Here is a 24,380-nt window from a genome sequence, read left to right as displayed (position 1 = left end):
GACAAGTTTGAATGAAGAAGGGCGGCCTGAGCCGCCCTTTGTGTCGATACCGCTGAAGGCTTAGGCGACTGCGTCGGCGCTTTGCCGCTGCAGCATGGCCAGCGACTTGGCGATCACGCCGCGCAGTTCTCGCCGGTCGACGATGGCATCGATGGCGCCCGTCTGCATCAGGAACTCGGCGCGCTGGAAGCCTTCAGGCAGCTTCTCGCGCACGGTGTCGGCAATCACGCGCGGGCCGGCGAACCCGATCAGCGCCTTCGGCTCGGCGATCACCATGTCGCCGACGAACGCAAAGCTCGCCGAGACCCCGCCCATCGTCGGATCGCAAAGCACGCTCACATACGGCAGCTTGGCTTTGGACAGCAGCGTGAGCGCCGCGTTGGTTTTGGCCATTTGCATGAGGCTCAGCAAGCCCTCTTGCATGCGTGCGCCGCCCGTGGCAGTGAAGCTGATGAAAGGCACCTTCTGCTCGACGGCCATTTCGACACCGCGCACGAAGCGCTCGCCGACCACCGAGCCCATCGAGCCTCCCATGAAATCGAACTCGAAGCACGCGACCACCACCGGGATGGTATGCAGCGCGCCGCCCATCACCACGAGCGCATCGGTCTCGCCGGTGGCTTCCATGGCCTGCTTGAGCCGCTCGGGGTAGCGCTTGCTGTCCTTGAACTTCAGCGCGTCGACCGGCAAGACCTCTTGGCCGATCTCGTAGCGGCCTTCGCCGTCGAGGAAGGCATTCAGCCGCGCCCGAGCACCGATGCGGTGGTGGTGGCCGCATTTCGGGCAGACGTTGACGTTCTGCTCGAGGTCGTTCTTGTAGAGCACCGTCTCGCACGACGGGCACTTGATCCACAGACCTTCAGGCACCGTGCGGCGTTCGCTCGGGTCGGTCTGCTGCATCTTGGGAGGCAGCAGTTTCTCAAGCCAGCTCATGCGGGAGCTCCTTTCAGGGAATCGAGGGCTGCGCGGATTTCGGCGATGAACGCCGCACCCGCGGGAGCGACATTGTCGCGCGTTTGCGTTTCGAGCAATTGCACAATGCGGGATCCAATCACCACCGCATCGGATACCGCCGCAACCGCCTTCGCTGTCTCGGCGTCGCGGATGCCGAAGCCCACACCCACCGGCACGTTCACATGGGCCTGGATGCGCGGCACCATCTCGCCGACAGCGTTCACGTCGATGCCTCCGGCACCAGTCACACCCTTGAGCGACACGTAGTACACGTAGCCGCTCGCGATGCGGCCGACGTCTTTCATGCGTTGCTCGGTCGAGGTGGGCGCAAGCAGGAAGATCGGGTCGAGTTGTTGCGCCTTGAGCTGCGTTGCAAAGGCTTCGCACTCTTCCGGCGGGTAGTCGACGACGAGCACGCCATCGACGCCGGCCTCCTTGGCATCGCGCACGAACGCGCCCTCGCCTCGGCGCTGGTCGTAGCGCTCGATGGGGTTCGCATAGCCCATCAGCACGATCGGCGTGGTGTCGTTCTGCCTGCGGAAGCCACGAACGAAATCGAGCACGTGCGGCATGCCGATACCCTTGGCGAGCGCGCGCTCGGCAGCGCGCTGGATCACCGGCCCGTCGGCCATGGGGTCGGAGAACGGCACACCGAGTTCGATGACGTCGGCACCGGCCTCGGCCATCGCCAGCATCAGCTCGACCGTGGCATCGGGGAACGGATCACCGGCGGTCACGTAGGGGATGAGTGCCTTGCGGCCCTGGGCCTTCAGCGCCTGGAAGACAGCTTGAATGCGGCTCATGTGGAGCCCTTCACGCTGCGGCCTGCCTGCGAAGGGCGGTCAAAATACTCAGCTCCGGACAGGTCGGCCACCGTGCCGATGTCCTTGTCGCCACGGCCCGACAGGTTGACCAGCAGGTGCTGGTCGGGCCGCAGGGTCGGGGCGAGCTTCATCGCGTACGCCACGGCATGCGAGGACTCCAGCGCGGGGATGATGCCTTCGGTACGGCACAGGCGATGGAATGCCTGCAGTGCCTCTTCATCCGTGATGCCGACGTACTCTGCACGGCCGATGTCCTTCAGGTACGCGTGCTCGGGGCCAACGCCCGGGTAGTCGAGGCCAGCCGAGATCGAGTGCGTCTCCGTGATCTGCCCATTCTCGTCTTGCAGCAGATAGGTGCGGTTGCCGTGCAGCACGCCTGGCGAACCTTTGGTGAGGCTGGCCGAGTGCTTGCCGGAGTCGAGCCCCTGCCCTGCGGCCTCGACGCCGATCAGGCGCGTGCCTTCATGCTGGATGTAGGGGTAGAAAATGCCCATGGCGTTGGAGCCACCGCCGACGCAGGCGATCACCGCGTCAGGTTGGCGCCCAGTCATCTCGGGCATCTGCAGAAGACACTCGTCACCGATCACGCGCTGGAAGTCGCGCACCATCGCCGGGTAGGGGTGCGGACCTGCCACCGTGCCAATGATATAGAAGGTGTTCTCGATATTGGCAACCCAATCGCGCATGGCCTCATTGAGCGCATCCTTCAGCGTTTTGGAGCCGCTCTCGACCGGCACGACGCGAGCTCCCAAAAGGTTCATGCGATAGACGTTGGGCGACTGGCGCTTCACGTCTTCGCTGCCCATGTAGACCACGCATTCCATGCCGTAGCGAGCACAAATGGTGGCGGTCGCCACGCCGTGCTGGCCCGCCCCGGTCTCGGCAATCACGCGCGGCTTGCCCATGCGGCGCGCCAGCAAAGCCTGGCCAATGGTGTTGTTGACCTTGTGCGCGCCGGTGTGGTTGAGGTCTTCGCGCTTCAGGTAGATTTGCGCGCCGCCGAGCTCGCGGCTCATGCGTGCAGCGTGGTAGACCGGACTGGGCCGACCAACGAAGTGCGCGAGTTCATACTGATATTCGGCGATGAAAGCCGGGTCCTTACGGGCTTGCTCGTAAGCCGCATTCARCTCGTCGAGCGCGTGGATCAGGGTTTCGGCGACAAAGGTGCCGCCATAGGGACCGAAATGCCCGCTGGCATCGGGCTGCTGGTAATTCAACATGTGGGTACCGCTTTCAGGTGGAGTCAAACCGGGGAGGCTGCGATTCGCGCATCCGCTTCGCGGACGGCTTCGCAGAACCGGCGTATGGCCGCGGCATCTTTGATGCCTTTGGCGCTCTCTACGCCGGAGCTGACGTCAACGGCCGATGGCCGCACCTGAAAAATGCCTTCGATCACATTTCCGGCATGCAACCCACCAGACAAAACGACTGGACGGGGCACGTTTGGAGGAATGAGTGACCAATCGAAGACCTTTCCACCGCCCCCGTAACTCTCGACATGGGCGTCGAGCAACAGCCCCTGGGCGTGCGGGTACTGAGCGGCGAAGTCTAGCAAATCGAAATTCGGCGCCATGCGGGCAGCGCGCAAGAAAGGCCGGCCCGCCGCACGGCAATCGGCCGGGCTCTCGTCACCGTGGAATTGAAGTAGCACACCGGGAATGACTTGGGCCGCTGCCTGGATCAGCGATGCCGCGGCATTGACGACCAGCGCCACCGGCGTCACGAACGGTGGCAGACGCCCAGCGAGTGCCGCGGCACGCTGCACCGTGACGTGGCGCGGACTGCGCTCGTACAGGACAAAACCCACCGCATCGGCACCGGCTTCGATGGCGGCATCGACATCGGCCTCGCGGGTCAGGCCGCAAATCTTGATTCGGGTGCGGGCATTCATGGGTGCGGCAGCCAGTCCATGGCTGGCGTGTGCGTCGGCAAGGCAAAACGTGGATCGTAGTACGGCCCCACGAAATAGAGACCATCGGCGGGAAATGTGGGCGCGGCAACTTGGCGAGAACGAGACGCCAGCACCTCGGACATCCATTCCGGCCCGTGCTGGCCACTTCCTATGGTGAGCAGGCAGCCCATGATGTTGCGCACCATGTGATGCAGGAACGCTGAACCATCAAAGTCGAAACGCCAATAGGCGCCGACGCGGTGGACCTCGATCGAACGCATCTGTTTTACCGGCGAAGCGGCCTGGCATTCGGACGAGCGAAAAGCACTGAAATCGTGATCGCCGACCAACACCGCTGCAGCAGCCCGCATGGCATCGGCATTCAAGGTGCGATGCGTCCACCCCGCCACACCCGCCTCGATGGCGGGCCTCACGGCAGACTCCAGCAGCAGGTAGGCATAGCGTCGGCCCAGGGCGCTGTTGCGTGCATGGAAATCGACATCGACATCGTGGCACCACTGCACAGCGATATCGGCCGGAAGGAAGCGATTGGTGCCACGCACCCATGAAGCCAGCTCGCGCTGCACCGGCGGGTCGATGTGGATGACCTGGTTCAAGCCGTGCACACCAGTGTCTGTGCGTCCTGCGCACATCGTGCGAACAGGCACCGCCGCAAACTTCGACAGTGCCGATTCGAGTTGGTCTTGCACGGTGCGCCTGTCGGGCTGGCTCTGCCAGCCGTTGTAGGCCTGCCCGCGGTAGCTGATGCCGAGTGCGAGCCTCATGCCAGGATCACGCGATCAAGTCGCGCCGTTCGACGAAGAGACGAACGGCGCCTGCCCAGGCCGATCAGGCCAAGTCGTTGAGCATGGCCTGCGCGCGCGTCTTCACGGCACCGCTGGACTTGGACACGACTTCCTGCAGCAGATCGCGAGCACCTTCCGTGTCGCCGATCTGGCGGAATTCCTCAGCCAACTCCAACTTGCGGACGATCGGATCGGCACCGTCATCGACAGCCTCGCCCAGATCAATAGCACCGAAGTCAGATGACACGGGCGCGGGTTGTGACTTGTTGGGTTGAGCCACCGTGGATTCTTCACCGAGGTCAAGCGAAATGCTGCCCAAATCGAAATCCATGGAGCCTGAACTTGGTGCCGAAGCGGGGGGCGGCGGTGCAGGGGGCAGGTTGAAGCTCATGTCATCGAGCGAAGGAACGTCTTGCGCAACGTTCAGCGGCTGCGTCCGCTCGACGGGCCGTGCCGCGGGAGGAGGCGGCGCATTCGAAAAACCCAAGTCGAGATCGAGATCGATGGCGCCGCCCGACGTGGAGTCGAAGCCGCTGCCCGAGTTGCCGCTCGCGCCGAACTCGGAAGGCGATGGCAGCACCGATTGCGGCATGGTGCTCGCACCCAGCAGCTCGGCGGTCGGGCGACCTTCGCCTTCGCTGGATGCAGGCCTGCCACCCGGTTGATACAGCGTGTTGTCAGGGTCGATCTGCACGCCAATCTCTTGTGCCTTGGCCCAGTCTTCGCCTTGGCCGCCGGTCAAGCCGAACAGCTGCGTTGCCAGGAGCTCGAAGCCCTTGGTGTCGCGCCGCTTGGCATAAACCTCAAGCAGCTTGGTGCGAATGGCCAGACGCTCGGGGCTCGCACGCATGGCCTCCTTGAGAATCTCTTCGGCCTGAAGGTCGCGGCCGTAGGCGAGGTACACATCGGCTTCTGCCACCGGATCGACATCGCCAATGGCGTCGAGCTGGCTCAACGAGTAGCTCATCGACGACGAAGCGCCGCCAGCATCGCGGGTGTCGATGCGTTGGCCGCCGCTGGCGCCGAAGAACGAATCAGGCTGCAGGCGGCTCTCGAGGAACGACGTCTCGCCGCTGTCTTTCTTGGCACGCTTGGTGAACCGATAGATGCCGAAGCCAGCGAGCAAAGCCACCAGGGCGGCGCCCGCAGCCAGCACCAGCGGGTTGTCTTCTAACAAGGATGCAAACGGGCCTGGAGGCTCGACAGCGGGCACGACAACGGGTGCCGAGGCGGCCGCAGGACGCGAAGGCGCCGCGGCGACCACCGGAGCGCTTGCAGGCTCGGTCACAGCGCTGGCTGCCGCCGATGCTGCAGCAACGACTTCAGGTGCCGAGGCAACAGGCGATGGGGCGGGCACTGGTGCGGGAGCCGGTGTGGCGGCCACCACAGGCGCGGGCGGGGGAGCGGGCGGCGGCGGGGCGGGAACCGGCGCAGGGGCAGCTGCCACAACCGGCGGCTTCGGCGGCGTGACAGGCGGCACGACCACCGGAGGCGGAGCCACGGGCGCGGGTGCCGCCGCTGCGGTCTTGCCCGATGCTGCAGCAGACGCGCTCGACAGCTTCTTCAACTCGTCGACGTTCTTGGAGAGTTCGGCGACACGTGCGGTCGCATCTTTCTTCTCGCGTTCCTTAGACAGTTTGTCTTCCGGTGCCGAGGCCTTGGCGCTTGCACCCTTGCTCAGGACAAGCTTGTCGGGCGCTGGGGCGGCAGATGCCTTGCGGTCGTCCACCGACGACTGCACCTTGCCGCTGGCCTGGCGTGCGGTGCCATCGGTCTTGGCGGGAGGCACGGCTGCAGCGAGACGCTGGCGGTAGGTGCCGAAGTCGGCACTTTGGGCCTGGATCAGTTGACGTGCCTCGGCCGGGGTGACGGCCTTGGCCGTCTCGGCCGACGGCACGGCAAGCACCACGCCAGATTTCAGGCGGTTGATGTTGCTGCTGATGAAGGCATCAGGGTTGGTCTGGTACAGCGAGGCCAGCATCTGGTCGAGCGACACGCCAGGGCGCTGGGTACGGCCTGCAATGCGCGACAGCGTATCGCCATCGCGAACCTTGTACTCATCGGCACCGGCTTCGGTCGGCGCAGCGGCAGGCGCTTTGGCGCTCGGCTTGCGAGGCTCGGTGGATGAATCTCCCGTCGAGGCGGGGGCGCGAGGCGTCGAAGGCTTGCGCTCGGCGGCACGCGGTGCCGTGGCAATGGCCTGGCTCGGTGCAGGCGTGATCACTGGCGACGTGCTCGCCTCGGAGCCGCCGGGAGACGCCGCCGTACGTGTGACGGGCGGGTCGATCAGAAGCGTGTATTCGCGAACAAGGCGCCCGGTGGACCAAGAAATCTCGAGGATGACATCGATGAACGGCTCTTGAACTGCCCGGTCGCTCGTCACGCTCAGGTAAGAGCGACCGTCGGTGCGACGTTGCAGCACGACCTGCGTGCCTGGCAGCACTGAGTTGTAGTCAACGCCTGCGGCTCGGTACGACTCCGGCGGCGCTACGCGCACGTTGAGGTTGGAGGCTTCTTCGGGCGTAAGGCTGGTGACGTCGATCTCGGCACGCAGGTTTTCGCCCAGCGCCGACTGCACGTCCAACCGCCCGAGGCCCAGGGCCCAGGCGTTCGAAGCCAGGAGGCACATGGCGGCCAAAGCCGATCCGGTCAGAGCGAATCGCCCTATGTACAGCGAATTTCTTTTCAAGGCGTCTCCCAATAGGACGGGGGTGGAACCGAGCGAGCCCCACAGCTTTCAGAGTTGTTGTTGACGCTAACCACGGGGTTTTCTGGGCGTAACAGTAGAAATCACAATAACATCAACTAGATACGAAGACAAGCTCATGCAATGCCTGACATTCCCTTGTAGGCGTCATTTGCACGGTCTGCAGCACCCCATGTTGTCGTACGACAACGAAGCTACACGGGGCGCTGGGCATGGTCTCAGGCCGCCAAAAGAATGCGCAGCATGCGGCGCAGGGGTTCAGCGGCACCCCACAGAAGCTGGTCGCCGATCGTGAAAGCGCCCAGGTATTCCGGGCCCATTGCCAGCTTGCGAACGCGGCCGACGGGGATGGTCATCGTGCCAGTCACCGCCACGGGGGTCAGATCGTGAATCGTCGCCTCGCGGGTGTTTGGCACGAACTTCACCCACTCATTGTCGTTGGCGATCATCGACTCGATATCGGCCAGCGGAACGTCCTTCTTCAGCTTGAATGTGAGCGCTTGGCTGTGGCAGCGCATCGCACCCACGCGCACGCAGAAGCCGTCAACGGGCACAGCAGGCGTACCGAAACCTTCGCCTTGGCCCATGATCTTGTTGGTCTCGGCCATGCCCTTCCATTCTTCCTTGCTCATGCCGTTGCCGAGATCCTTGTCGATCCAAGGGATGAGGCTTCCGCCGAGCGGCACACCGAAGTTTGCAGTCTCCGCTTCGGTGAGGCTGCGCTGCTTGGCAATGACCTTGCGGTCGATCTCGAGGATGGCGCTCTTCGGGTCGTCGAGCAGCGACTTCACCTCGGCGTTCAGCGTGCCGTACTGCGTGAGCAACTCGCGCATGTGCTGCGCACCGCCGCCCGACGCAGCCTGGTAGGTCTGCGTGCTCATCCATTCGACCAGGCCAGCCTTGTACAGGGCGCCCACGCCCATCAGCATGCAGCTCACAGTGCAGTTGCCGCCGATCCAGTTCCGGCCACCCGAGGCTAACGCCTTCTGGATCACAGGCATGTTGATTGGGTCGAGGATGATGACCGCATCGTCCTTCATTCGCAGCGTCGAAGCGGCGTCGATCCAGTGGCCGTTCCAGCCGGCTGCGCGCAGCTTGGGGAACACCTCGGTCGTGTAGTCGCCGCCTTGGGCGGTGATGATGATGTCGCAGCGCTTCAGCGCATCGATGTTGAAGCCGTCTTGCAGCGTCGTCTCGTTCTTGGCTTGCGCCGGGGCCTTGCCGCCGATGTTGCTGGTGCTGAAGAACACCGGCTCGATCAATGCGAAGTCGTCTTCTTGCTGCATGCGGTCCATCAGGACCGAACCCACCATGCCTCGCCAGCCCACCAGGCCGACCAATCTCGTAGCCATCTTTATTCCTATCGTCTGTGAATGTGTTGATCTGAAAACGCGAAAGAAGAATCAGCCCTGCGTTTTCAGGCAGGCGACCACAGCGTCGCCCATCTCCTTCGTGCCGACCTGGGTGGTACCGGCACTGTAAATATCGGTGGTGCGCAGGCCTTTTGCCAGCACAGCCTTGACGGCCGCTTCAATGCGTTTCGCAGCAGCTTCCTGATTCAAGCTGAAGCGCAGCATCATCGCCGCGGAAAGAATCGTGGCGAGCGGATTGGCAACGCCCTTGCCCGCAATATCCGGAGCTGAACCATGGCTGGGCTCATAGAGGCCCTGGTTCCTCGCATTCAGCGATGCCGAAGGCAGCATGCCGATCGACCCGGTGAGCATGGCCGCCTCATCGCTCAGGATGTCGCCGAACATGTTGCCGGTGACGATCACGTCGAGCCGCTTCGGGCCCTTGACCAGCTGCATAGCCGCGTTGTCGACGTACATGTGCTCGAGCTCGACATCAGCGTACTGTGCATGCACCTCGGTGACGACATCGCGCCAGAACTGGAAGGTCTCCAGCACATTGGCCTTGTCGACGCTCAGCACCTTCTTGCTGCGCTTGCGCGCTGCCTGAAAGGCCACGTGGGCAATGCGCTCGATCTCGGGGCGCGAATAGCGCATCGTGTCGAAGGCTTCGTCAGCGCCCTTGAACGCGCCGTCGGGCGACGTGCGGCGACCTCGCGGCTGGCCGAAGTAGATGTCGCCGGTGAGCTCGCGGATGATGAGGATGTCGAGCCCCGCCACGATCTCGGGCTTGAGGCTCGACGCGTGTGTCAGCTCTTCATAGCAGATGGCTGGACGGAAATTCGCGAACAGCTCGAGGTTCTTGCGCAGGCCGAGGATGGCTTGCTCCGGGCGCAGCGGCCGATCGAGTTTGTCGTACTTCCAGTCGCCCACAGCACCGAAGAGCACGGCGTCGGACGACTTGGCGAGTTGCAGCGTGCCCTCGGGCAGCGGGTGGCCATGGGCCTCGTAGGCGGCTCCGCCGACCTTGGCCTCTTCGAATTCGAACTGAAGGTCCAGGCAGGCGAGCGCCTTCAGCGCCTCGGCCATGATTTCGGTACCGATGCCGTCGCCCGGCAGGATCGCGATCTTCAACGTGTTTCCTTCAGTTCAAGAGAGTGAGCCAACCAGGGCTTGGTCAACAGCCGCTCGGCTTCGAAGGCGCGGATTTTGTCAGCATGCCGCAGCGTGAGGCCGATGTCGTCGAAGCCGTTCAGCAAACAGAACTTGCGGAAAGGCTCGACCTCGAAAGCCAGCTCGGCGCCGTCGGGCTTGACCACCACCTGGCGCTCCAGGTCAACGGTGAGTTGATAGCCCACGAAAGCATTCACCTCGTCGAACAGACGATCGATCACCAGCTCCGGCAGCACGATCGGCAGCAAGCCGTTCTTGAAGCTGTTGTTGAAGAAGATGTCGGCGTAGCTCGGCGTGATGAGCGCGCGGAAGCCGAATTGGTCGAGCGCCCACGGCGCGTGTTCGCGCGACGATCCGCAACCGAAGTTCTTGCGCGACAGCAGAATCGATGCGCCCTTGTAGCGCGGCTGGTTCAACACGAAGTCGGGGTTCGGCTTGCGCGTGGTCGGGTCTTGCCCCGGCTCGCCGTGATCGAGGTAACGCCATTCATCGAACAGGTTTGGGCCGAAACCCGACTTCTTGATCGACTTCAAGAACTGCTTCGGGATGATCGCGTCGGTGTCGACATTCTCCCGGTCGAGTGGTGCGACCAGGCCCTTGTGGATGCGGAATGCTTGCATGCTGTGCGCTCCTTCAGGCGATGCGCCGAACGTCGACGAAATGGCCTTCCATGGCCGCTGCTGCGGCCATCGCCGGGCTCACCAGGTGCGTGCGGCCACCAGCGCCCTGCCGGCCTTCGAAGTTGCGGTTGGAGGTGGAAGCACAGCGCTCGCCCGGCTCCAGACGGTCGGCATTCATCGCCAGACACATCGAGCACCCCGGCTCGCGCCATTCGAAGCCTGCCGCGAGAAAGACCTTGTCCAGGCCTTCGCGCTCCGCCTGCTCCTTCACCAAACCGGAGCCCGGCACCACCATCGCCAGCTTCACGTTGGTGGCGATCTTGCCGCCCACCCGGCGCACAACGGCAGCGGCCTCGCGCATATCTTCGATGCGGGAGTTGGTGCAGGAGCCGATGAACACCTTGTCGATCAGGATGTCGGCGATCGGCTTGTTCGGCTCCAGCGCCATGTAGGTCAGCGCGCGTTCCATCGCACCGCGCCTGTTCGGGTCTTTCTCGCGCTCGGGGTCAGGCACCCGGTCTTCGATGGACAACACCATCTCGGGCGACGTGCCCCAGGTGACCTGCGGGCGAATCTGCGAGGCGTCGAGTTCAACCACGCGGTCGAACTTCGCATCCACATCAGAGTGCAGCGTGCGCCAGTACGCCACCGCATGATCCCAGGCCACTCCAGTGGGCGTGAAAGGACGGCCCTTCACATAATTGATCGTGGTGTCGTCGACCGCCACCAGTCCGGCGCGCGCCCCGGCCTCGATGGCCATGTTGCACACCGTCATGCGGCCTTCCATGCTCAGCGCACGAATGGCTGAACCGGCGAATTCGATGGTGTGGCCATTGCCACCGGCTGTGCCGATCTTGCCGATGATGGCCAGCACGATGTCCTTGGCGCCGCAACCCTTGCTCAGTTGGCCTTCGACCTTGATCAGGAGGTTCTTGGCCTTGCGCGCCAGCAGCGTCTGCGTGGCGAGCACGTGTTCGACTTCGCTCGTGCCGATGCCATGCGCCAAGGCGCCGAAAGCGCCGTGGGTGGAGGTGTGCGAGTCGCCGCAGACCACCGTCATGCCGGGCAGCGTCGCACCCTGCTCGGGGCCGATGACGTGGACGATGCCCTGGCGCTTGTCGTTCATCTTGAACTGCGTGATGCCCAGGCGGTCGCAATTGTTGTCGAGCGTGTCGACCTGCAAGCGCGAAATCGGGTCTGCAATGCCATGCGAGCGGTCGGTCGTTGGCACGTTGTGGTCGCTCACCGCCAAGTTGGCCGACAGTCGCCAAACCTTGCGGCCGGCCAGGTCCAGACCTTCGAACGCCTGCGGGCTGGTCACTTCGTGCACCAGGTGGCGGTCGATGTAGAGAACGGCCGTGCCGTCATCTTCGGTATGAACGACGTGTTCGTCCCAGATCTTGTCGTACAGCGTGCGGCCCATGGCGACTTTCGTTGGCTCTGGCGTAAAGAAGGCGGATTTTAGGCGTTGCCAGAAACGCCAGACCGCTCCAATTTCCTGCGCTCCCCCTCGGGGAGCTCACCCCAGCTCGCTGAAGCCAGAAAGACCACCTCAAAAGCAAAAAACCCGGCCTGTGGCCGGGTTTGCGTGCACGAAGAGGTGCTTCCGGCGTTCAGGTGCGCTGCGCGATCGGTTTAACGTCGCGTTGCGTGGCACCGTGGAATAGCTGACGCGGACGGCCGATCTTGTATTCCGGGTCGGCAATCATCTCGTTCAGCTGCGCGATCCAGCCGACCGTGCGGGCCAGCGCGAAGATGGCGGTGAACAGCGTCACAGGGATGCCGATCGCACGTTGCACGATGCCGGAATAGAAGTCGACGTTCGGGTACAGCTTGCGGGCAACGAAGTACTCGTCTTCGAGCGCAATCTTCTCCAGCGCCATGGCGAGCTTGAAGATCGGGTCGTTGTGCAGGCCCAGAGCGTCCAGCACTTCGTGGCAGGTCTCGCGCATCAGCTTGGCACGCGGGTCGTAGTTCTTGTAGACCCGGTGGCCGAAACCCATCAGCTTGACGTTGGAGTTCTTGTCCTTCACCTGCTTGATGAAGTCACCGATCTTCTCCACGCCACCCATGCGGTTCACGTCTTCCAGCATGTTCAGCGCCGCCTCATTGGCGCCACCGTGCGCGGGGCCCCACAGGCAGGCCACACCCGCGGCAATGGCCGCAAACGGGTTGGTGCCCGACGAGCCGCACAGGCGCACTGTCGAGGTCGACGCGTTCTGCTCGTGGTCGGCGTGCAAGATGAAAATGCGGTCCATGGCACGCACCAGCACGTCGTTCGGGGTGTAGTCCTCGCAAGGCGTGGCGAACATCATCCGCATGAAGTTGCCGGCGTAGGACAGATCGTTCTTCGGGTAGATGTAGGGTTGCCCGATGGTGTACTTGTAGGCCATCGACACCAGCGTCGGCATCTTGGCGATCAAGCGGATGGCCGAGATCTCACGGTGCTCGGGGTTATTGATGTCAGTGCTGTCGTGATAGAAGGCCGACAGCGCGCCCACCAAGCCGGTCATGATGGCCATCGGGTGTGCATCGCGGCGGAACCCGCGCAGGAAGAACTGCATCTGCTCGTTGACCATCGTGTGATGGGTCACCGTCTGCACGAAGTCGGTCTTCTGCGTCTCGTTGGGCAGTTCGCCGTTCAAGAGCAGATAGCAGGTTTCGAGGTAGTCACAGTTGGTGGCGAGCTGTTCGATAGGGTAGCCGCGGTACAGCAATTCGCCCTTGTCGCCGTCGATGTAGGTGATGGTCGACTGGCACGATGCCGTGGACAGGAAGCCCGGGTCGTAGGTGAACTTGCCTGACTGGGCGTAGAGCTTGCGGATGTCGATCACATCCGGGCCAATGGTGCCCTTGTAGACGGGCAGGTCCATCGCGGGGCTGCCGTCAGAGAACGACAGAGTGGCTTTCACGTCAGAGGGGGTCATGGGCATTCCTTCTTGGAAGTAGTCGAGAAAGACACACGGTGGCTCAGTGAGGGACTCTCATCAGTCTGAGCACTTCGATCACATCGTCGCGAACCAGTTCACCTTCGGGTTGCTTGCGGGCCAGAAACAGATCCAGCAAGTCGTTGTCCGACAGGTCCATCAAGACCTGCAATCCCTGGGTCTGAGCTTGCGTCAGCGAAGCCTCGTGCCGTGTGAAGAACCGCTCGATAAACAAATCGTTCTCGAGCAGGCCGCGGCGGCAACGCCACTTCAGCTTGCTGAGTGCACGGGCATCGATCACGGATTGCACGGCGTTCAGCGGAGGTTCAGACGGCGCGGCGCACCATCAATTCCTTGATCTTGCCGATTGCCTTGGTGGGATTCAGTCCCTTGGGGCAAACGTCAACACAGTTCATGATGGTGTGGCAGCGGAAAAGACGGTACGGGTCTTCGAGATTGTCCAGACGGCCGGCAGTGTCTTGGTCGCGGCTGTCGGCAATGAATCGATAAGCCTGCAACAGGCCTGCCGGACCGACGAACTTGTCCGGGTTCCACCAGAAGCTCGGGCAGCTCGTCGAGCAGCTCGCGCACAGGATGCACTCGTACAGGCCGTTCAGTTCGTCCCGCTCCTCCGGCGTCTGCAGGCGCTCCTTCTCGGGCGGCACGTTGTCATTCACCAGATACGGCTTGATCGAGTTGTACTGCGTGAAGAACTGCGTCATGTCGACGATCAGATCGCGCACCACCGGCAGACCGGGCAGCGGCTTGAGCACCACAACGCCAGGCAGCGTGCGCATGTTGGTCAGGCAGGCCAGGCCGTTCTTGCCGTTGATGTTCATCGCGTCCGAACCACACACCCCTTCACGGCAGGAGCGGCGGAAGCTCAGCGTAGGGTCGACGGCTTTCAGCTTCATCAGCGCATCGAGCAGCATGCGCTCGCTGCCGTCGAGCTCGACCTCGAGCGTTTGCATGCGCGGCTTGGTGTCCGTATCAGGGTCGTAGCGGTAAATTTGGAATACGCGCTTGGTCATGGAATGCTTTCTCTGTCCTCAGAACGTACGAACTTTGGGAGGAACCGACTCGACGGTCAGCGGCTTCAGGTTCACCGGCTTGTACTCGAGCCGGTTGCCTTCGCTGTACCAGAGCGTGTGCTTCATCCACACAGCGTCGTTGCGGCCATTCGGGTGCTCGGGCGTGTCGGCATAGTCATCGACGGTGTGGGCGCCGCGGCTCTCGTGCCGAGCCGCCGCCGAGATCATGGTGGCGAGCGCCACTTCGATCAGGTTGTCGACTTCCAGCGCCTCGATGCGTGCGGTGTTGAACACCTTGGACTTGTCCGCCAGGTGGATGCCCTTCACGCGTTCGGCCAGCGCCTTGATCTGCACCACGCCTTCATCCATCAGCTTCTGGGTGCGGAACACGCTGGCGTGCTGCTGCATCGACTTGCGGATATCGTTCGCCACGTCTTGCGCGTACTCGCCGCTGGTGCTGCCATCCAGCCGAGCCAAGCGCGACAGCGTGTAGTCGGCCGCATTGGCCGGCAGCGGCTTGTACCGCTTGTCTTTCAATGCGCTCGCGACGATGTGGTCGCCGGCCGCCTTGCCGAACACCAGCAGGTCGAGCAGTGAGTTGGTGCCGAGGCGGTTCGCGCCGTGCACGCTGACACAGGAGCATTCGCCCACGGCATACAGCCCCTTCACCACCGCGTTGGGGTTGCCGTCTTTCGGCGCAACCACCTGGCCATGGATGTTGGTCGGCACGCCGCCCATCTGGTAGTGGATGGTCGGCACCACCGGGATCGGTTCCTTCGTGATGTCGACGTTGGCGAAGTTGTGGCCAATCTCGAAAACGCTGGGCAGGCGCTTCATGATGGTCTCGGCGCCCAGGTGCGTCATGTCGAGCACGATGTAGTCCTTGTTGGGACCACAGCCGCGCCCTTCCTTGATCTCTTGGTCCATGCAGCGTGAGACGAAGTCACGCGGTGCCAGGTCCTTCAGCGTCGGCGCATAGCGCTCCATGAAGCGCTCACCGTCGCTATTGCGCAGAATGGCACCCTCGCCGCGSCAACCCTCGGTGAGCAGCACGCCAGCACCGGCCACGCCGGTTGGGTGGAACTGCCAGAACTCCATGTCTTCGAGCGGAATGCCGGCACGTGCCGCCATGCCCAGCCCGTCGCCAGTGTTGATGAAGGCATTGGTCGAAGCCGCGAAGATGCGCCCGGCGCCGCCGGTGGCGAGCATCACGGTCTTGGCTTCGAAGATGTGCAGTTCACCGGTTTCCATCTCGATGGCGGTGACGCCAACCACGTCCCCTTCGTCGTCGCGGATCAGGTCTTGTGCCATCCACTCGACGAAGAACTGCGTGCGGGCCTTGACGTTCTGCTGGTACAGCGTGTGGAGCATCGCGTGGCCGGTGCGGTCGGCCGCGGCGCAGGCACGTTGCACCGGCTTCTCACCGTAGTTGGCGGTGTGGCCGCCGAACGGACGCTGGTAGATGGTGCCGTCGGGGTTGCGGTCGAACGGCATGCCGAAGTGTTCGAGTTCGTACACGACCTTCGGAGCCTCACGGCACATGAACTCGATGGCATCCTGGTCGCCGAGCCAGTCCGAACCCTTGACGGTGTCGTAGAAGTGGAAGTGCCAGTTGTCTTCGCTCATGTTGCCCAGCGAAGCACCGATGCCGCCTTGCGCTGCTACGGTGTGCGAGCGCGTCGGGAACACCTTGGACAACACGGCGACGTTCAAACCCGCGCGTGCCAACTGCAAGGACGCGCGCATGCCGGAGCCACCGGCGCCGACGATCACGACATCAAATTTTCTTTTTGAAATGGTTGCGCTCACGTTCACATTCTCCAAAGCACTTGGATAGCCCAGCCGGCACAGCCGACCAGCCAAGCGATGACGGCCACCTGCAGCACCAGGCGCGGGCCGACTTGCGTCACATAGTCCATCAGCACGTCACGCATGCCCACCCACACGTGGTACAGCAGCGAAACGATGGTCACGAAGGTCAGCACCCGCATCCATTGCGGATTGAAGATGCCGGCCCATTTGTCATAGCCCATCGGCCCCGGCAGCAGAACCTGCACGATCACGACCAGCGTGAAGAGCGCCATCAAAACCGCCGTCACGCGCTGGGCGAGCCAATCGCGCAGACCGTAATGCGCGCCGACCACCACGCGCTTTGAACCGTAGTTCGGTGTCGTCATGTTTGCATGAACCTCAGAATGAACTCAAAAGAAAAGCTTGAAGCCGAGCACCAGCGTGAGCACGATGCTCAAGCCGAGCGTCACCTGTGCGGAGATGCGGCCGAACTCCTTGGTGACGGAGTGCGTCACGTCCATCCAAAGGTGGCGCAAACCGGCGATGAAGTGATGGAGGTAAGCCCAGATCAGGCCGAGCGTCACGATCTTGATGAGCCACGCCGGAATGAAACCCACGCCCCCCATGAAGACCGCAGTGAACTGGCTGTAGGTGATCTCTGAAGTCAGTGTCGTGTCGAACATCCAGAGAACGAACGGCAGCAGCAGGAACATCACGATGCCGCTGACACGATGAAGGATGGAAACCCAGGCGGCGGGCGGCAGTTTGTACTGCGTGGCCTCGATGAGCCGCATGGGTGAACCGGGTCTTTGTCTTGCTGCGTCTGCCATACCCAACCTTTTTGTAATCCCGAGGAAACTTTCGAAGTTTATTGCAATGCAGCAGCCATCGCCGAACGCAGGTTCATTTCTGAGTCATTGACGCAGGTCAACTTAGTTCATTGCGGTAGTAATGCGACTGCGTGTTGTACAGGCCGCGGCGCAACTCCACCGGCTTATCGCCATAGGTGCGCGACAAGCGCTCGACGCTGAGCAAAGGCGTGCCCACCGCCACGCACAACAACTCGGCAGCGGAGGCGTCTGCCGCGACCGCGCGCAACTGCTCTTCGGCCCGAATCATGCGAACGCCAAATTCGGTCTCGAACAGCCCGTACATCGGGCCCTGGTATTCGCTCAGGCGTTCCGCGGTGAGACCTTTGAACAAGCTGCCTGGTAGCCAGATGTCGTCCAGCACGACCGGCGCGTCGCGCGAATGAAGAAGCCGCCTCACCTGCACGGCCGTGTCGCCCGACTTCAGCTCCAGCGAGCGCGCGATGTCGGCAGGAGCGCGCATGCGGCGGCAGTCGATGAAGCGGCGCTGCATGCCACCGACCTCCCCGTTATCGGGCGTGAGACGCAGAAAGCGGTACAGGATCTTCTCTTCGGCATGCGTGGCAACGAACGTGCCTTTGCCTTGCCGGCGCACGACCAGGTTTTCATCGGCCAGCGCATCGATGGCCTTGCGCACCGTACCTTGGCTCACCTTGTAGCGCGCCGCGAGTTCGATCTYGCTCGGTATGGATTCACCTGGCTTCCACTCACCGCTCTGCAGGCTGCGGGTGATCAGCACCTTGATCTGCTGATACAGCGGGCTGAAGGCCGGACTGTCACCTTCGCCTTCTGCCGAGCGGGCAGCAACGGAGGGAGGGAGCGAAGTGGCCATGGCGAGATTGCAGCACACCGCCCGCGCCGAGTCCACGACACCACTGAAAGATGTCTTATATAAGACATAAGAGTATTGACATACATCGGGTTGCCACCTAGACTCCCCTACACTTCCCGGCTGGCACAGAAAGCGCGTTTCTCGCGCCCTGTTTTCACCCACCCGAACCCCTGCGGAGCCTCCTCATGAGCAAGAAACCCGTTCGCGTTGCCGTCACCGGCGCAGCTGGCCAAATTGGCTATGCCCTGCTGTTCCGTATCGCCTCTGGCGAAATGCTGGGCAAAGACCAACCGGTCATCCTGCAGCTGCTCGAGATCCCCGACGAGAAGGCCCAGAAAGCGCTCAAGGGCGTGATGATGGAACTCGAAGACTGCGCCTTCCCGCTGCTGGCCGGCATGGAAGCCCATGGCGATGCCAACACCGCCTTCAAGGACACCGATTACGCACTGCTCGTCGGCGCCCGCCCCCGCGGCCCCGGCATGGAGCGCAAGGATCTGCTGGCCGCCAATGCGCAGATCTTCACGGCGCAAGGCAAGGCACTGAATGCCGTCGCGTCGCGCAACGTCAAGGTGCTGGTGGTCGGCAATCCGGCCAACACCAATGCCTACATCGCGATGAAGAGCGCCCCCGACCTGCCGCGCAAGAACTTCACCGCCATGCTGCGCCTGGACCACAACCGCGCTGCCTCGCAGATCGCTGCCAAGACGGGCAAGCCGGTGTCCAGCATCGAAAAGCTGACGGTGTGGGGCAACCACTCGCCGACGATGTACGCCGACTACCGCTTCGCCACCATCGACGGCAAGTCGGTCAAGGAACTGATCAACGACGACGTGTGGAACAAGGACACGTTCCTGCCCACCGTCGGCAAGCGCGGCGCCGCGATCATCGAGGCGCGTGGCTTGAGCTCCGCCGCCTCGGCCGCCAACGCCGCGATCGATCACATGCGCGACTGGGCGCTGGGCAGCAACGGCAAGTGGATCACCATGGGCATCGCGTCGGACGGCCAGTACGGCATTCCGAAGGACACGATGTTCGGTTTCCCGGTCACCACCGAAGCCGGCGAATACAAGCTGGTCGAGGGCCTGGCCATCGACGCGTTCTCGCAAGAGCGCATCAACCTCACGCTGAAAGAACTGCAGGAAGAGCAGGACGGCGTGAAGCACTTGCTCTGAGCCCACCCAGGCGGCGTGCAGGCACGGAACCCGTGAACGCTCAGGCATGAGTGACTGGAACCCAGACCTGTACCGCCGCTTCGAGGACGAGCGGACCCGCCCCGCGCGCGAACTGCTCGTCCAGGTCGCGCTCAGCGAACCGAAGTTGATCTATGACCTGGGCTGCGGCCCGGGCAATTCCACCGAGTTGCTGGTCGAGCGCTTTCCGCGGGCCAATGTGGTTGGCACCGACAACTCCGAACCCATGCTGGTCAGCGCGCGCAAGCGGCTGCCGAACTGCCGGTTCGAGCTGAGCGACATCGTCAGCTGGAAGCCATCCGCTGCACCCGACCTCATCTATGCCAACGCGGCGCTTCAGTGGGTCGGTGGCCATGAGGCCCTGATCCCTCGCCTGTTCGATCTGCTGGCACCCAACGGCGTGCTCGCGATCCAGATGCCGGACAACCGCGAAGAGCCCACACACCGCTCGATGCGCGAGGTGGCCGCGCTCGCGCCGTGGTCGCAGTTCATCGACGACGTCGCCTCGGTTCGCACCAAGATCCTGCCGCTCGATGCCTACTACGACCTGCTCTCACCCCACGCTGCCGAGGTAGAAGTGTGGCGTACGGCCTACCAGCACCCGATGGAGTCGCCGGCGAAGATCGTCGAGTGGATGCGTGCCACCGGGCTGAAGCCCTTCATCGACCCGCTTCCCGAGGCCGAACGCGCGTCCTTCCTCGCCGAATACGAGCGCCGCATCGCGCAGGCCTACCCGCCGCGCGCCGATGGCCGGCTGCTGCTCGCCTTCCCGCGCATGTTCATCGTTGCCCGCCGTCCCGCATGAGCAGCCACGTTCACCCTCGGCAAGCCTTGTTCGACAGCAGCGAAGCCGCACCTGCCTTGCCGGTTTGCGACCACTACTGCGGCGTCGAGGCACGCATGCTCAAGAGCCTGAAGATGCAGGCCGAGCTGGGCCCGGTGTTCGACGTCACGCTCGACTGCGAAGACGGTGCCCCTGTCGGCGGTGAAGCCGAGCATGCGCACCTGGTGGCCGAGCTGGTGATGTCGGCTCGCAACGAGCATGGCCGCGTCGGCGCGCGCGTGCACCCCTTCGACCACCCGTCGTTCGACGCCGACGTGCAAACCATCATCCGGCGTGCCGGCTCTCGCCTCGCCTACCTGATGGTGCCCAAGGTCGGTGGCATCGAAGAGGCCCGCGGGGCAGTCAACGCCATCGACCGCACACTGCGCGAGCACGGCCACACCCACCGCGTGCCGGTGCATGTGCTGATCGAGACACACGGCGCCTTGCGCGATGTCGACGCCATCGCCGCACACCCGCGCATCGAATCGCTGTCCTTCGGCTTGATGGATTTCGTCTCGGCCCACCGCGGCGCCATTCCGCAAGCCGGCATGAGCGCCAGCGGCCAGTTCGAACACCCACTGGTCGTGCGGGCCAAGCTCGAGATTGCGGCGGCGTGCCACGCGCATTTGAAGATTCCCTCGCACTGCGTGGTCACCGAGTTCAAGAAGCTCGACCTGCTGCGCGCTGCAGCGCAGAAGGCATCGCGCCAGCTCGGCTACCTGCGCATGTGGAGCATCCACCCCGACCAGATCGTCCCCATCGTCGAAGCTTTCGCGCCCACCGTGGCCGAGACCGACCAGGCGACCGAGATCCTGATGGCGGCGCAAGCCAACGACTGGGCACCCATCAGCCACCGCGACACGCTGCACGACCGCGCCAGCTACCGCTATTTCTGGCACGTGCTCGAACGCGCAGTGCGCACTGGCCAGTCCCTTCCGGTTGAGGTTCGCCAAGCCTTCTTCTCCGACGTGACCGGAGCGGCCGCGTGAACTGCTCCACATCCCATTCCGACGAGATGGCGAACAATTGTTTCTGCCGTTCCGAGCTCGGCGCCACGGGCGCTAGCACACGATGAATTCAGCGGCGGGTTGTCTCGGCAAGCTTGTTTGTGATTTCGTGCACGTGAGTTCATTGCACGACGAAGCGCCTCAACCTGCTTTCCGGCGCAAGCGAACCAGCGCGTTCAACGGTTATCCCGGCACTCTGTGCAATTTGTTGCAATCAAGGAATCGGCCTCGGGCAGCCGAAGTAAGCGGACCTTCACAATCCGTGCTTCTTCAACCCAGAGGAGTGATTTCCATGATTCGTACTGTCGTTCTCGCAGTCGCCTTTGCATGCGCTGGCGCATCTGCCATCGCCCAAACCACGCCGGCTGCAAAGCCTGCGGCCAAGGCTCCCGCCAAGAAAGCTGCACCGGCTCCCGTCGTGCTGGCACCCGCTGACCAAGCCCAACTCGATGCCGCCGAACGCACCTATTTCGGCGCCTATGAGTGCGACTTCAAGCAGAGCATCGACGTCGGCATGAACGCCAAGACACCCGGTTACGTCGACGTGAAGTTCGGCAAGACCGTCTACACCATGAAGCCGGTTCTGTCGTCCACCGGCGCACTGCGCCTGGAAGACGTCAAGGGCGTCGGCCTGCTGATCCAGATCGCCAACAAGTCTATGCTGATGGACACCAAGGCCGGCAAGCGCCTGGTCGACGATTGCGTCCACGAAAAGCAACGCGCCGCCCACGACGCGAACAAGTAAGAACGCCTCCGACGACGCAAGCGACAGCACCATGACAAGCGCACGACCCGCCCACTTCGCCGCCCTGCGGCCAAGCGCGGGCGTGCCTTTCTTGCCGCGACGGCAACCCGGCAGTGATTCATTGTTTTCAGTTGCCCTTCGCGGCAGCTCAGTTCGCAAGCTTCTTGCTTGTCTTTACCGTTCGTCTCGCTTTGCATCCATCGGAGAATTTCATGCTTCAAGCCTATCGCCAACATGTCGCTGACCGCGCCGCACTCGGCATCCCGCCCCTGCCCCTGTCGGCACAGCAAACGGGCGAGCTGATCGAGCTGCTGAAGACGCCGCCAGCAGGCGAAGGCGCCAACCTCGTTTACCTGTTCACCCACCGTGTTCCCGCGGGCGTGGACGATGCCGCCAAGGTCAAGGCCTCATACCTGGCCGCCGTGGCCCACGGCACTGAGATCTGTTCGCTCGTTTCGCGCGAGCTGGCCACCGAATTGCTCGGCACCATGCTGGGCGGCTACAACATCAGCCCGTTGATCGACCTGCTCGACGACGCCGCCGTCGGCGCCATCGCCGCCAAGGGCCTGAAGAGCACGCTCCTGATGTTCGACCAGTTCCACGACGTGCAAGAGAAAGCCGAGAAGGGCAATGCCAACGCCAAGTCCGTGCTGGAAAGCTGGGCTCAGGCGGAGTGGTTCACGTCGCGCCCCGAAGTGCCGCAAAGCATCACCGTCAGCATCTTCAAGGTGACTGGCGAAATCAACACCGACGACCTCTCTCCCGCACCCGACGCATGGAGCCGCCCCGACATCCCGATGCACGCGTTGGCGATGCACAAGAACCCGCGCCCCGGCATCACGCCGGAAGAGGAAGGCAAGCGCGGTCCGGTCAAGTTCATTGAAGACCTGCGCGCACGCGGCAACTTGGTTGCGTATGCAGGCGACGTGGTCGGCACCGGCTCGAGCCGCAAGTCCGCCACCAACTCGGTGCTTTGGTTCACCGGCGAAGACATTCCCTTCGTGCCGAACAAGCGCTTCGGCGGCGTCTGCCTCGGCGGCAAGATCGCGCCGATCTTCTACAACACGATGGAAGACTCCGGCGCCCTGCCGATCGAGCTCGACGTGAGCCAGATGAACATGGGCGACGTGGTCGAGTTGCGCCCGTACGAAGGCAAGGCTTTGAAGGACGGCAAGGTCATCGCGGAGTTCAAGGTCAAGAGCGAGGTGCTGTTCGACGAAGTGCGCGCCGGTGGCCGCATTCCACTGATCATCGGCCGCGGCCTCACTGCCAAGGCGCGTGAAGCACTCGGCCTGCCGCCGTCGACCCTCTTCCGCCTGCCGCAGAACCCGGCCGACACCAAGAAGGGCTACTCGCTCGCACAGAAGATGGTCGGCAAGGCCTGCGGCCTGCCCATCGTCAACGGCGAACAGGTCGGCGTGCGTCCCGGTACCTACTGCGAACCGCGCATGACGAGCGTGGGCTCGCAAGACACCACCGGCCCGATGACACGCGACGAGCTGAAAGACCTCGCCTGCCTCGGCTTCAGCGCCGACATGGTGATGCAGAGCTTCTGCCACACGGCCGCGTACCCCAAGCCGGTCGACGTGAAGATGCACCACGAGCTGCCCGACTTCATCAGCACGCGCGGCGGTGTTTCGCTGCGCCCTGGCGACGGCATCATCCACAGCTGGCTCAACCGCCTGCTGCTGCCTGACACCGTGGGCACCGGTGGCGACAGCCACACTCGCTTCCCCATCGGTATCAGTTTCCCGGCCGGCTCCGGCCTGGTGGCCTTTGCCGCCGCCACCGGCGTGATGCCGCTCGACATGCCTGAGAGCGTGCTGGTGCGCTTCAAGGGCAAGATGCAGCCTGGCGTCACGCTGCGCGACCTGGTCAACGCGATCCCGCTGTACGCGATCAAGGCTGGCCTGCTGACCGTTGCCAAACAAGGCAAGAAGAACATCTTCAGCGGCCGCATCCTCGAGATCGAAGGCCTGCCTGACCTGAAGGCCGAACAGGCCTTCGAGCTGAGCGATGCTTCTGCCGAGCGCTCGGCCGCCGGCTGCACGGTTCACCTGAACAAGGAACCGATCATCGAGTACATCAACAGCAACATCACGCTGATGAAGTGGATGATCTCCGAGGGCTATGCCGACGCGCGCACCCTGCAGCGCCGCATCGCCGCACAAGAAGCCTGGCTGGCCAACCCCGTGCTGCTGAAGGGCGACGCCGATGCCGAATACGCTGCGGTGATCGAGATCGACCTGGCCGACATCCACGAGCCCATCGTCGCCTGCCCGAACGACCCCGACGACGTGAAGACCTTGAGCGAAGTCGCCGGTGCCAAGATCGACGAAGTGTTCATCGGTTCGTGCATGACCAACATCGGCCACTTCCGCGCCGCCAGCAAGCTGCTCGAGAACAAGCGCGACATCCCGGTGAAGCTGTGGGTCGCACCGCCCACCAAGATGGACGCGAAGAAGCTCAGCGACGAAGGCCACTACGGCGTTCTCGGCAACGCCGGCGCACGCATGGAAATGCCGGGCTGCAGCCTGTGCATGGGCAACCAGGCGCAGGTGAAAGAAGGCGCGACGGTGTTTTCCACCTCGACCCGCAACTTCCCCAACCGCCTGGGCAAGAACAGCAACGTGTACCTGGGCTCGGCCGAGCTGGCCGCCATCTGCTCCAAGCTGGGCCGCATTCCGACCCGCGAGGAGTACCTGGTCGACATGGGCGTGCTGACCGCCGCCAGCGACAAGATCTACCAGTACATGAACTTCGACCAGATCAAGGACTTCACCGACGCAGCGGAAAAGGTCACCGCCTGACGACGCGGTTCTCGCGCTGAAAGACAAA

The 24,380-nt window shown here is 63.3% G+C and carries 22 protein-coding genes; 5 read left to right on the top strand and 17 right to left on the bottom strand.

Annotation, left to right across the window (positions count from 1 at the left end):
- Positions 1 to 60: 60 nt before the first annotated feature.
- The 17 genes from accD to AC1DYS_RS10480 all read right to left on the bottom strand — a co-directional run bounded on the left by accD (position 61) and on the right by AC1DYS_RS10480 (position 17,774).
- Positions 61 to 933, bottom strand: a complete 873-nt coding sequence (gene accD / locus AC1DYS_RS10560) for an acetyl-CoA carboxylase, carboxyltransferase subunit beta (protein ID WP_047485975.1) — start codon at positions 931 to 933, stop codon at positions 61 to 63.
- Complete coding sequence (gene trpA / locus AC1DYS_RS10555; protein WP_477898727.1) at positions 930 to 1,757, bottom strand: tryptophan synthase subunit alpha; 828 nt, start codon at positions 1,755 to 1,757, stop codon at positions 930 to 932. Before trpA ends, accD begins: the two co-directional genes overlap by 4 nt.
- The gene (gene trpB, locus AC1DYS_RS10550; protein WP_477898725.1) at positions 1,754 to 2,998 is read right to left on the bottom strand and encodes a tryptophan synthase subunit beta; all 1,245 of its coding nucleotides are present in this window, start codon (positions 2,996 to 2,998) and stop codon (positions 1,754 to 1,756) included. Before trpB ends, trpA begins: the two co-directional genes overlap by 4 nt.
- A 23-nt stretch (positions 2,999 to 3,021) precedes the next feature.
- Positions 3,022 to 3,669: a phosphoribosylanthranilate isomerase gene (locus AC1DYS_RS10545; protein ID WP_477898723.1), complete on the bottom strand. Its 648-nt coding sequence runs from the start codon at positions 3,667 to 3,669 to the stop codon at positions 3,022 to 3,024.
- Positions 3,666 to 4,454, bottom strand: coding sequence for a tRNA pseudouridine(38-40) synthase TruA (gene truA, locus AC1DYS_RS10540; RefSeq protein WP_477898721.1), 789 nt, complete (start codon positions 4,452 to 4,454; stop codon positions 3,666 to 3,668). Before truA ends, AC1DYS_RS10545 begins: the two co-directional genes overlap by 4 nt.
- 64 nt (positions 4,455 to 4,518) lie before the next feature.
- Positions 4,519 to 7,104 carry a motility hub landmark protein FimV gene (locus AC1DYS_RS10535; RefSeq protein WP_477898719.1) on the bottom strand — a complete coding sequence of 862 codons (2,586 nt, stop codon included), beginning with the start codon at positions 7,102 to 7,104 and terminating at the stop codon, positions 4,519 to 4,521.
- A gap of 296 nt (positions 7,105 to 7,400) precedes the next feature.
- Entirely contained in the window at positions 7,401 to 8,534 is a 1,134-nt protein-coding gene (gene asd, locus AC1DYS_RS10530; RefSeq protein ID WP_477898717.1) for an aspartate-semialdehyde dehydrogenase, read from the bottom strand.
- 51 nt (positions 8,535 to 8,585) lie between these two features.
- On the bottom strand, positions 8,586 to 9,665 hold the full coding sequence (gene leuB / locus AC1DYS_RS10525; RefSeq protein WP_477898715.1) for a 3-isopropylmalate dehydrogenase: 1,080 nt from the start codon (positions 9,663 to 9,665) through the stop codon (positions 8,586 to 8,588).
- Positions 9,662 to 10,324 carry a 3-isopropylmalate dehydratase small subunit gene (gene leuD / locus AC1DYS_RS10520; RefSeq protein ID WP_477898713.1) on the bottom strand — a complete coding sequence of 221 codons (663 nt, stop codon included), beginning with the start codon at positions 10,322 to 10,324 and terminating at the stop codon, positions 9,662 to 9,664. Before leuD ends, leuB begins: the two co-directional genes overlap by 4 nt.
- 13 nt (positions 10,325 to 10,337) lie before the next feature.
- Complete coding sequence (gene leuC / locus AC1DYS_RS10515) at positions 10,338 to 11,747, bottom strand: 3-isopropylmalate dehydratase large subunit (RefSeq protein ID WP_477898711.1); 1,410 nt, start codon at positions 11,745 to 11,747, stop codon at positions 10,338 to 10,340.
- 190 nt (positions 11,748 to 11,937) lie between these two features.
- Complete coding sequence (gene gltA, locus AC1DYS_RS10510) at positions 11,938 to 13,251, bottom strand: citrate synthase (RefSeq protein ID WP_477898709.1); 1,314 nt, start codon at positions 13,249 to 13,251, stop codon at positions 11,938 to 11,940.
- A gap of 43 nt (positions 13,252 to 13,294) precedes the next feature.
- Positions 13,295 to 13,561, bottom strand: coding sequence for an FAD assembly factor SdhE (locus AC1DYS_RS10505; RefSeq protein WP_477898707.1), 267 nt, complete (start codon positions 13,559 to 13,561; stop codon positions 13,295 to 13,297).
- Between the two features lie 16 nt (positions 13,562 to 13,577).
- Entirely contained in the window at positions 13,578 to 14,282 is a 705-nt protein-coding gene (locus AC1DYS_RS10500; RefSeq protein ID WP_047485997.1) for a succinate dehydrogenase iron-sulfur subunit, read from the bottom strand.
- Positions 14,283 to 14,300: 18 nt separating this feature from the next.
- A complete protein-coding gene (gene sdhA / locus AC1DYS_RS10495; protein ID WP_477899612.1) occupies positions 14,301 to 16,028 on the bottom strand; it encodes a succinate dehydrogenase flavoprotein subunit in 1,728 nt (575 codons plus the stop codon).
- A 65-nt stretch (positions 16,029 to 16,093) separates the two neighbouring features.
- Positions 16,094 to 16,459, bottom strand: a complete 366-nt coding sequence (gene sdhD, locus AC1DYS_RS10490; protein WP_047486001.1) for a succinate dehydrogenase, hydrophobic membrane anchor protein — start codon at positions 16,457 to 16,459, stop codon at positions 16,094 to 16,096.
- A 24-nt stretch (positions 16,460 to 16,483) separates the two neighbouring features.
- Positions 16,484 to 16,903 carry a succinate dehydrogenase, cytochrome b556 subunit gene (gene sdhC, locus AC1DYS_RS10485; protein ID WP_477898704.1) on the bottom strand — a complete coding sequence of 140 codons (420 nt, stop codon included), beginning with the start codon at positions 16,901 to 16,903 and terminating at the stop codon, positions 16,484 to 16,486.
- 97 nt (positions 16,904 to 17,000) lie between these two features.
- Positions 17,001 to 17,774: a GntR family transcriptional regulator gene (locus AC1DYS_RS10480; protein ID WP_477898702.1), complete on the bottom strand. Its 774-nt coding sequence runs from the start codon at positions 17,772 to 17,774 to the stop codon at positions 17,001 to 17,003.
- Positions 17,775 to 17,959: 185 nt separating this feature from the next.
- On the opposite strand from AC1DYS_RS10480, the gene AC1DYS_RS10475 reads away from it, so the two are divergent.
- The 5 genes from AC1DYS_RS10475 (at position 17,960) to acnB (ending at position 24,352) form a co-directional block, all read left to right on the top strand.
- Positions 17,960 to 18,946, top strand: a complete 987-nt coding sequence (locus tag AC1DYS_RS10475) for a malate dehydrogenase (RefSeq protein WP_477898700.1) — start codon at positions 17,960 to 17,962, stop codon at positions 18,944 to 18,946.
- A gap of 46 nt (positions 18,947 to 18,992) precedes the next feature.
- Complete coding sequence (gene tam, locus AC1DYS_RS10470) at positions 18,993 to 19,769, top strand: trans-aconitate 2-methyltransferase (protein ID WP_477898698.1); 777 nt, start codon at positions 18,993 to 18,995, stop codon at positions 19,767 to 19,769.
- Positions 19,766 to 20,779 (top strand): HpcH/HpaI aldolase/citrate lyase family protein, encoded by a 1,014-nt coding sequence (locus tag AC1DYS_RS10465; RefSeq protein WP_477898696.1) that lies wholly within the window; start codon positions 19,766 to 19,768, stop codon positions 20,777 to 20,779. Before tam ends, AC1DYS_RS10465 begins: the two co-directional genes overlap by 4 nt.
- 310 nt (positions 20,780 to 21,089) lie before the next feature.
- Positions 21,090 to 21,542, top strand: coding sequence for a hypothetical protein (locus tag AC1DYS_RS10460; RefSeq protein ID WP_477898694.1), 453 nt, complete (start codon positions 21,090 to 21,092; stop codon positions 21,540 to 21,542).
- 212 nt (positions 21,543 to 21,754) lie between these two features.
- A complete protein-coding gene (acnB, locus tag AC1DYS_RS10455; RefSeq protein ID WP_477898692.1) occupies positions 21,755 to 24,352 on the top strand; it encodes a bifunctional aconitate hydratase 2/2-methylisocitrate dehydratase in 2,598 nt (865 codons plus the stop codon).
- Positions 24,353 to 24,380: the final 28 nt, after the last annotated feature.

Source organism: Rhizobacter sp. P2_G4 (genome assembly GCF_056403575.1).
Note: the sequence above shows the minus strand (reverse complement) of the source record. Positions and strands in the feature narration are given on the sequence as shown.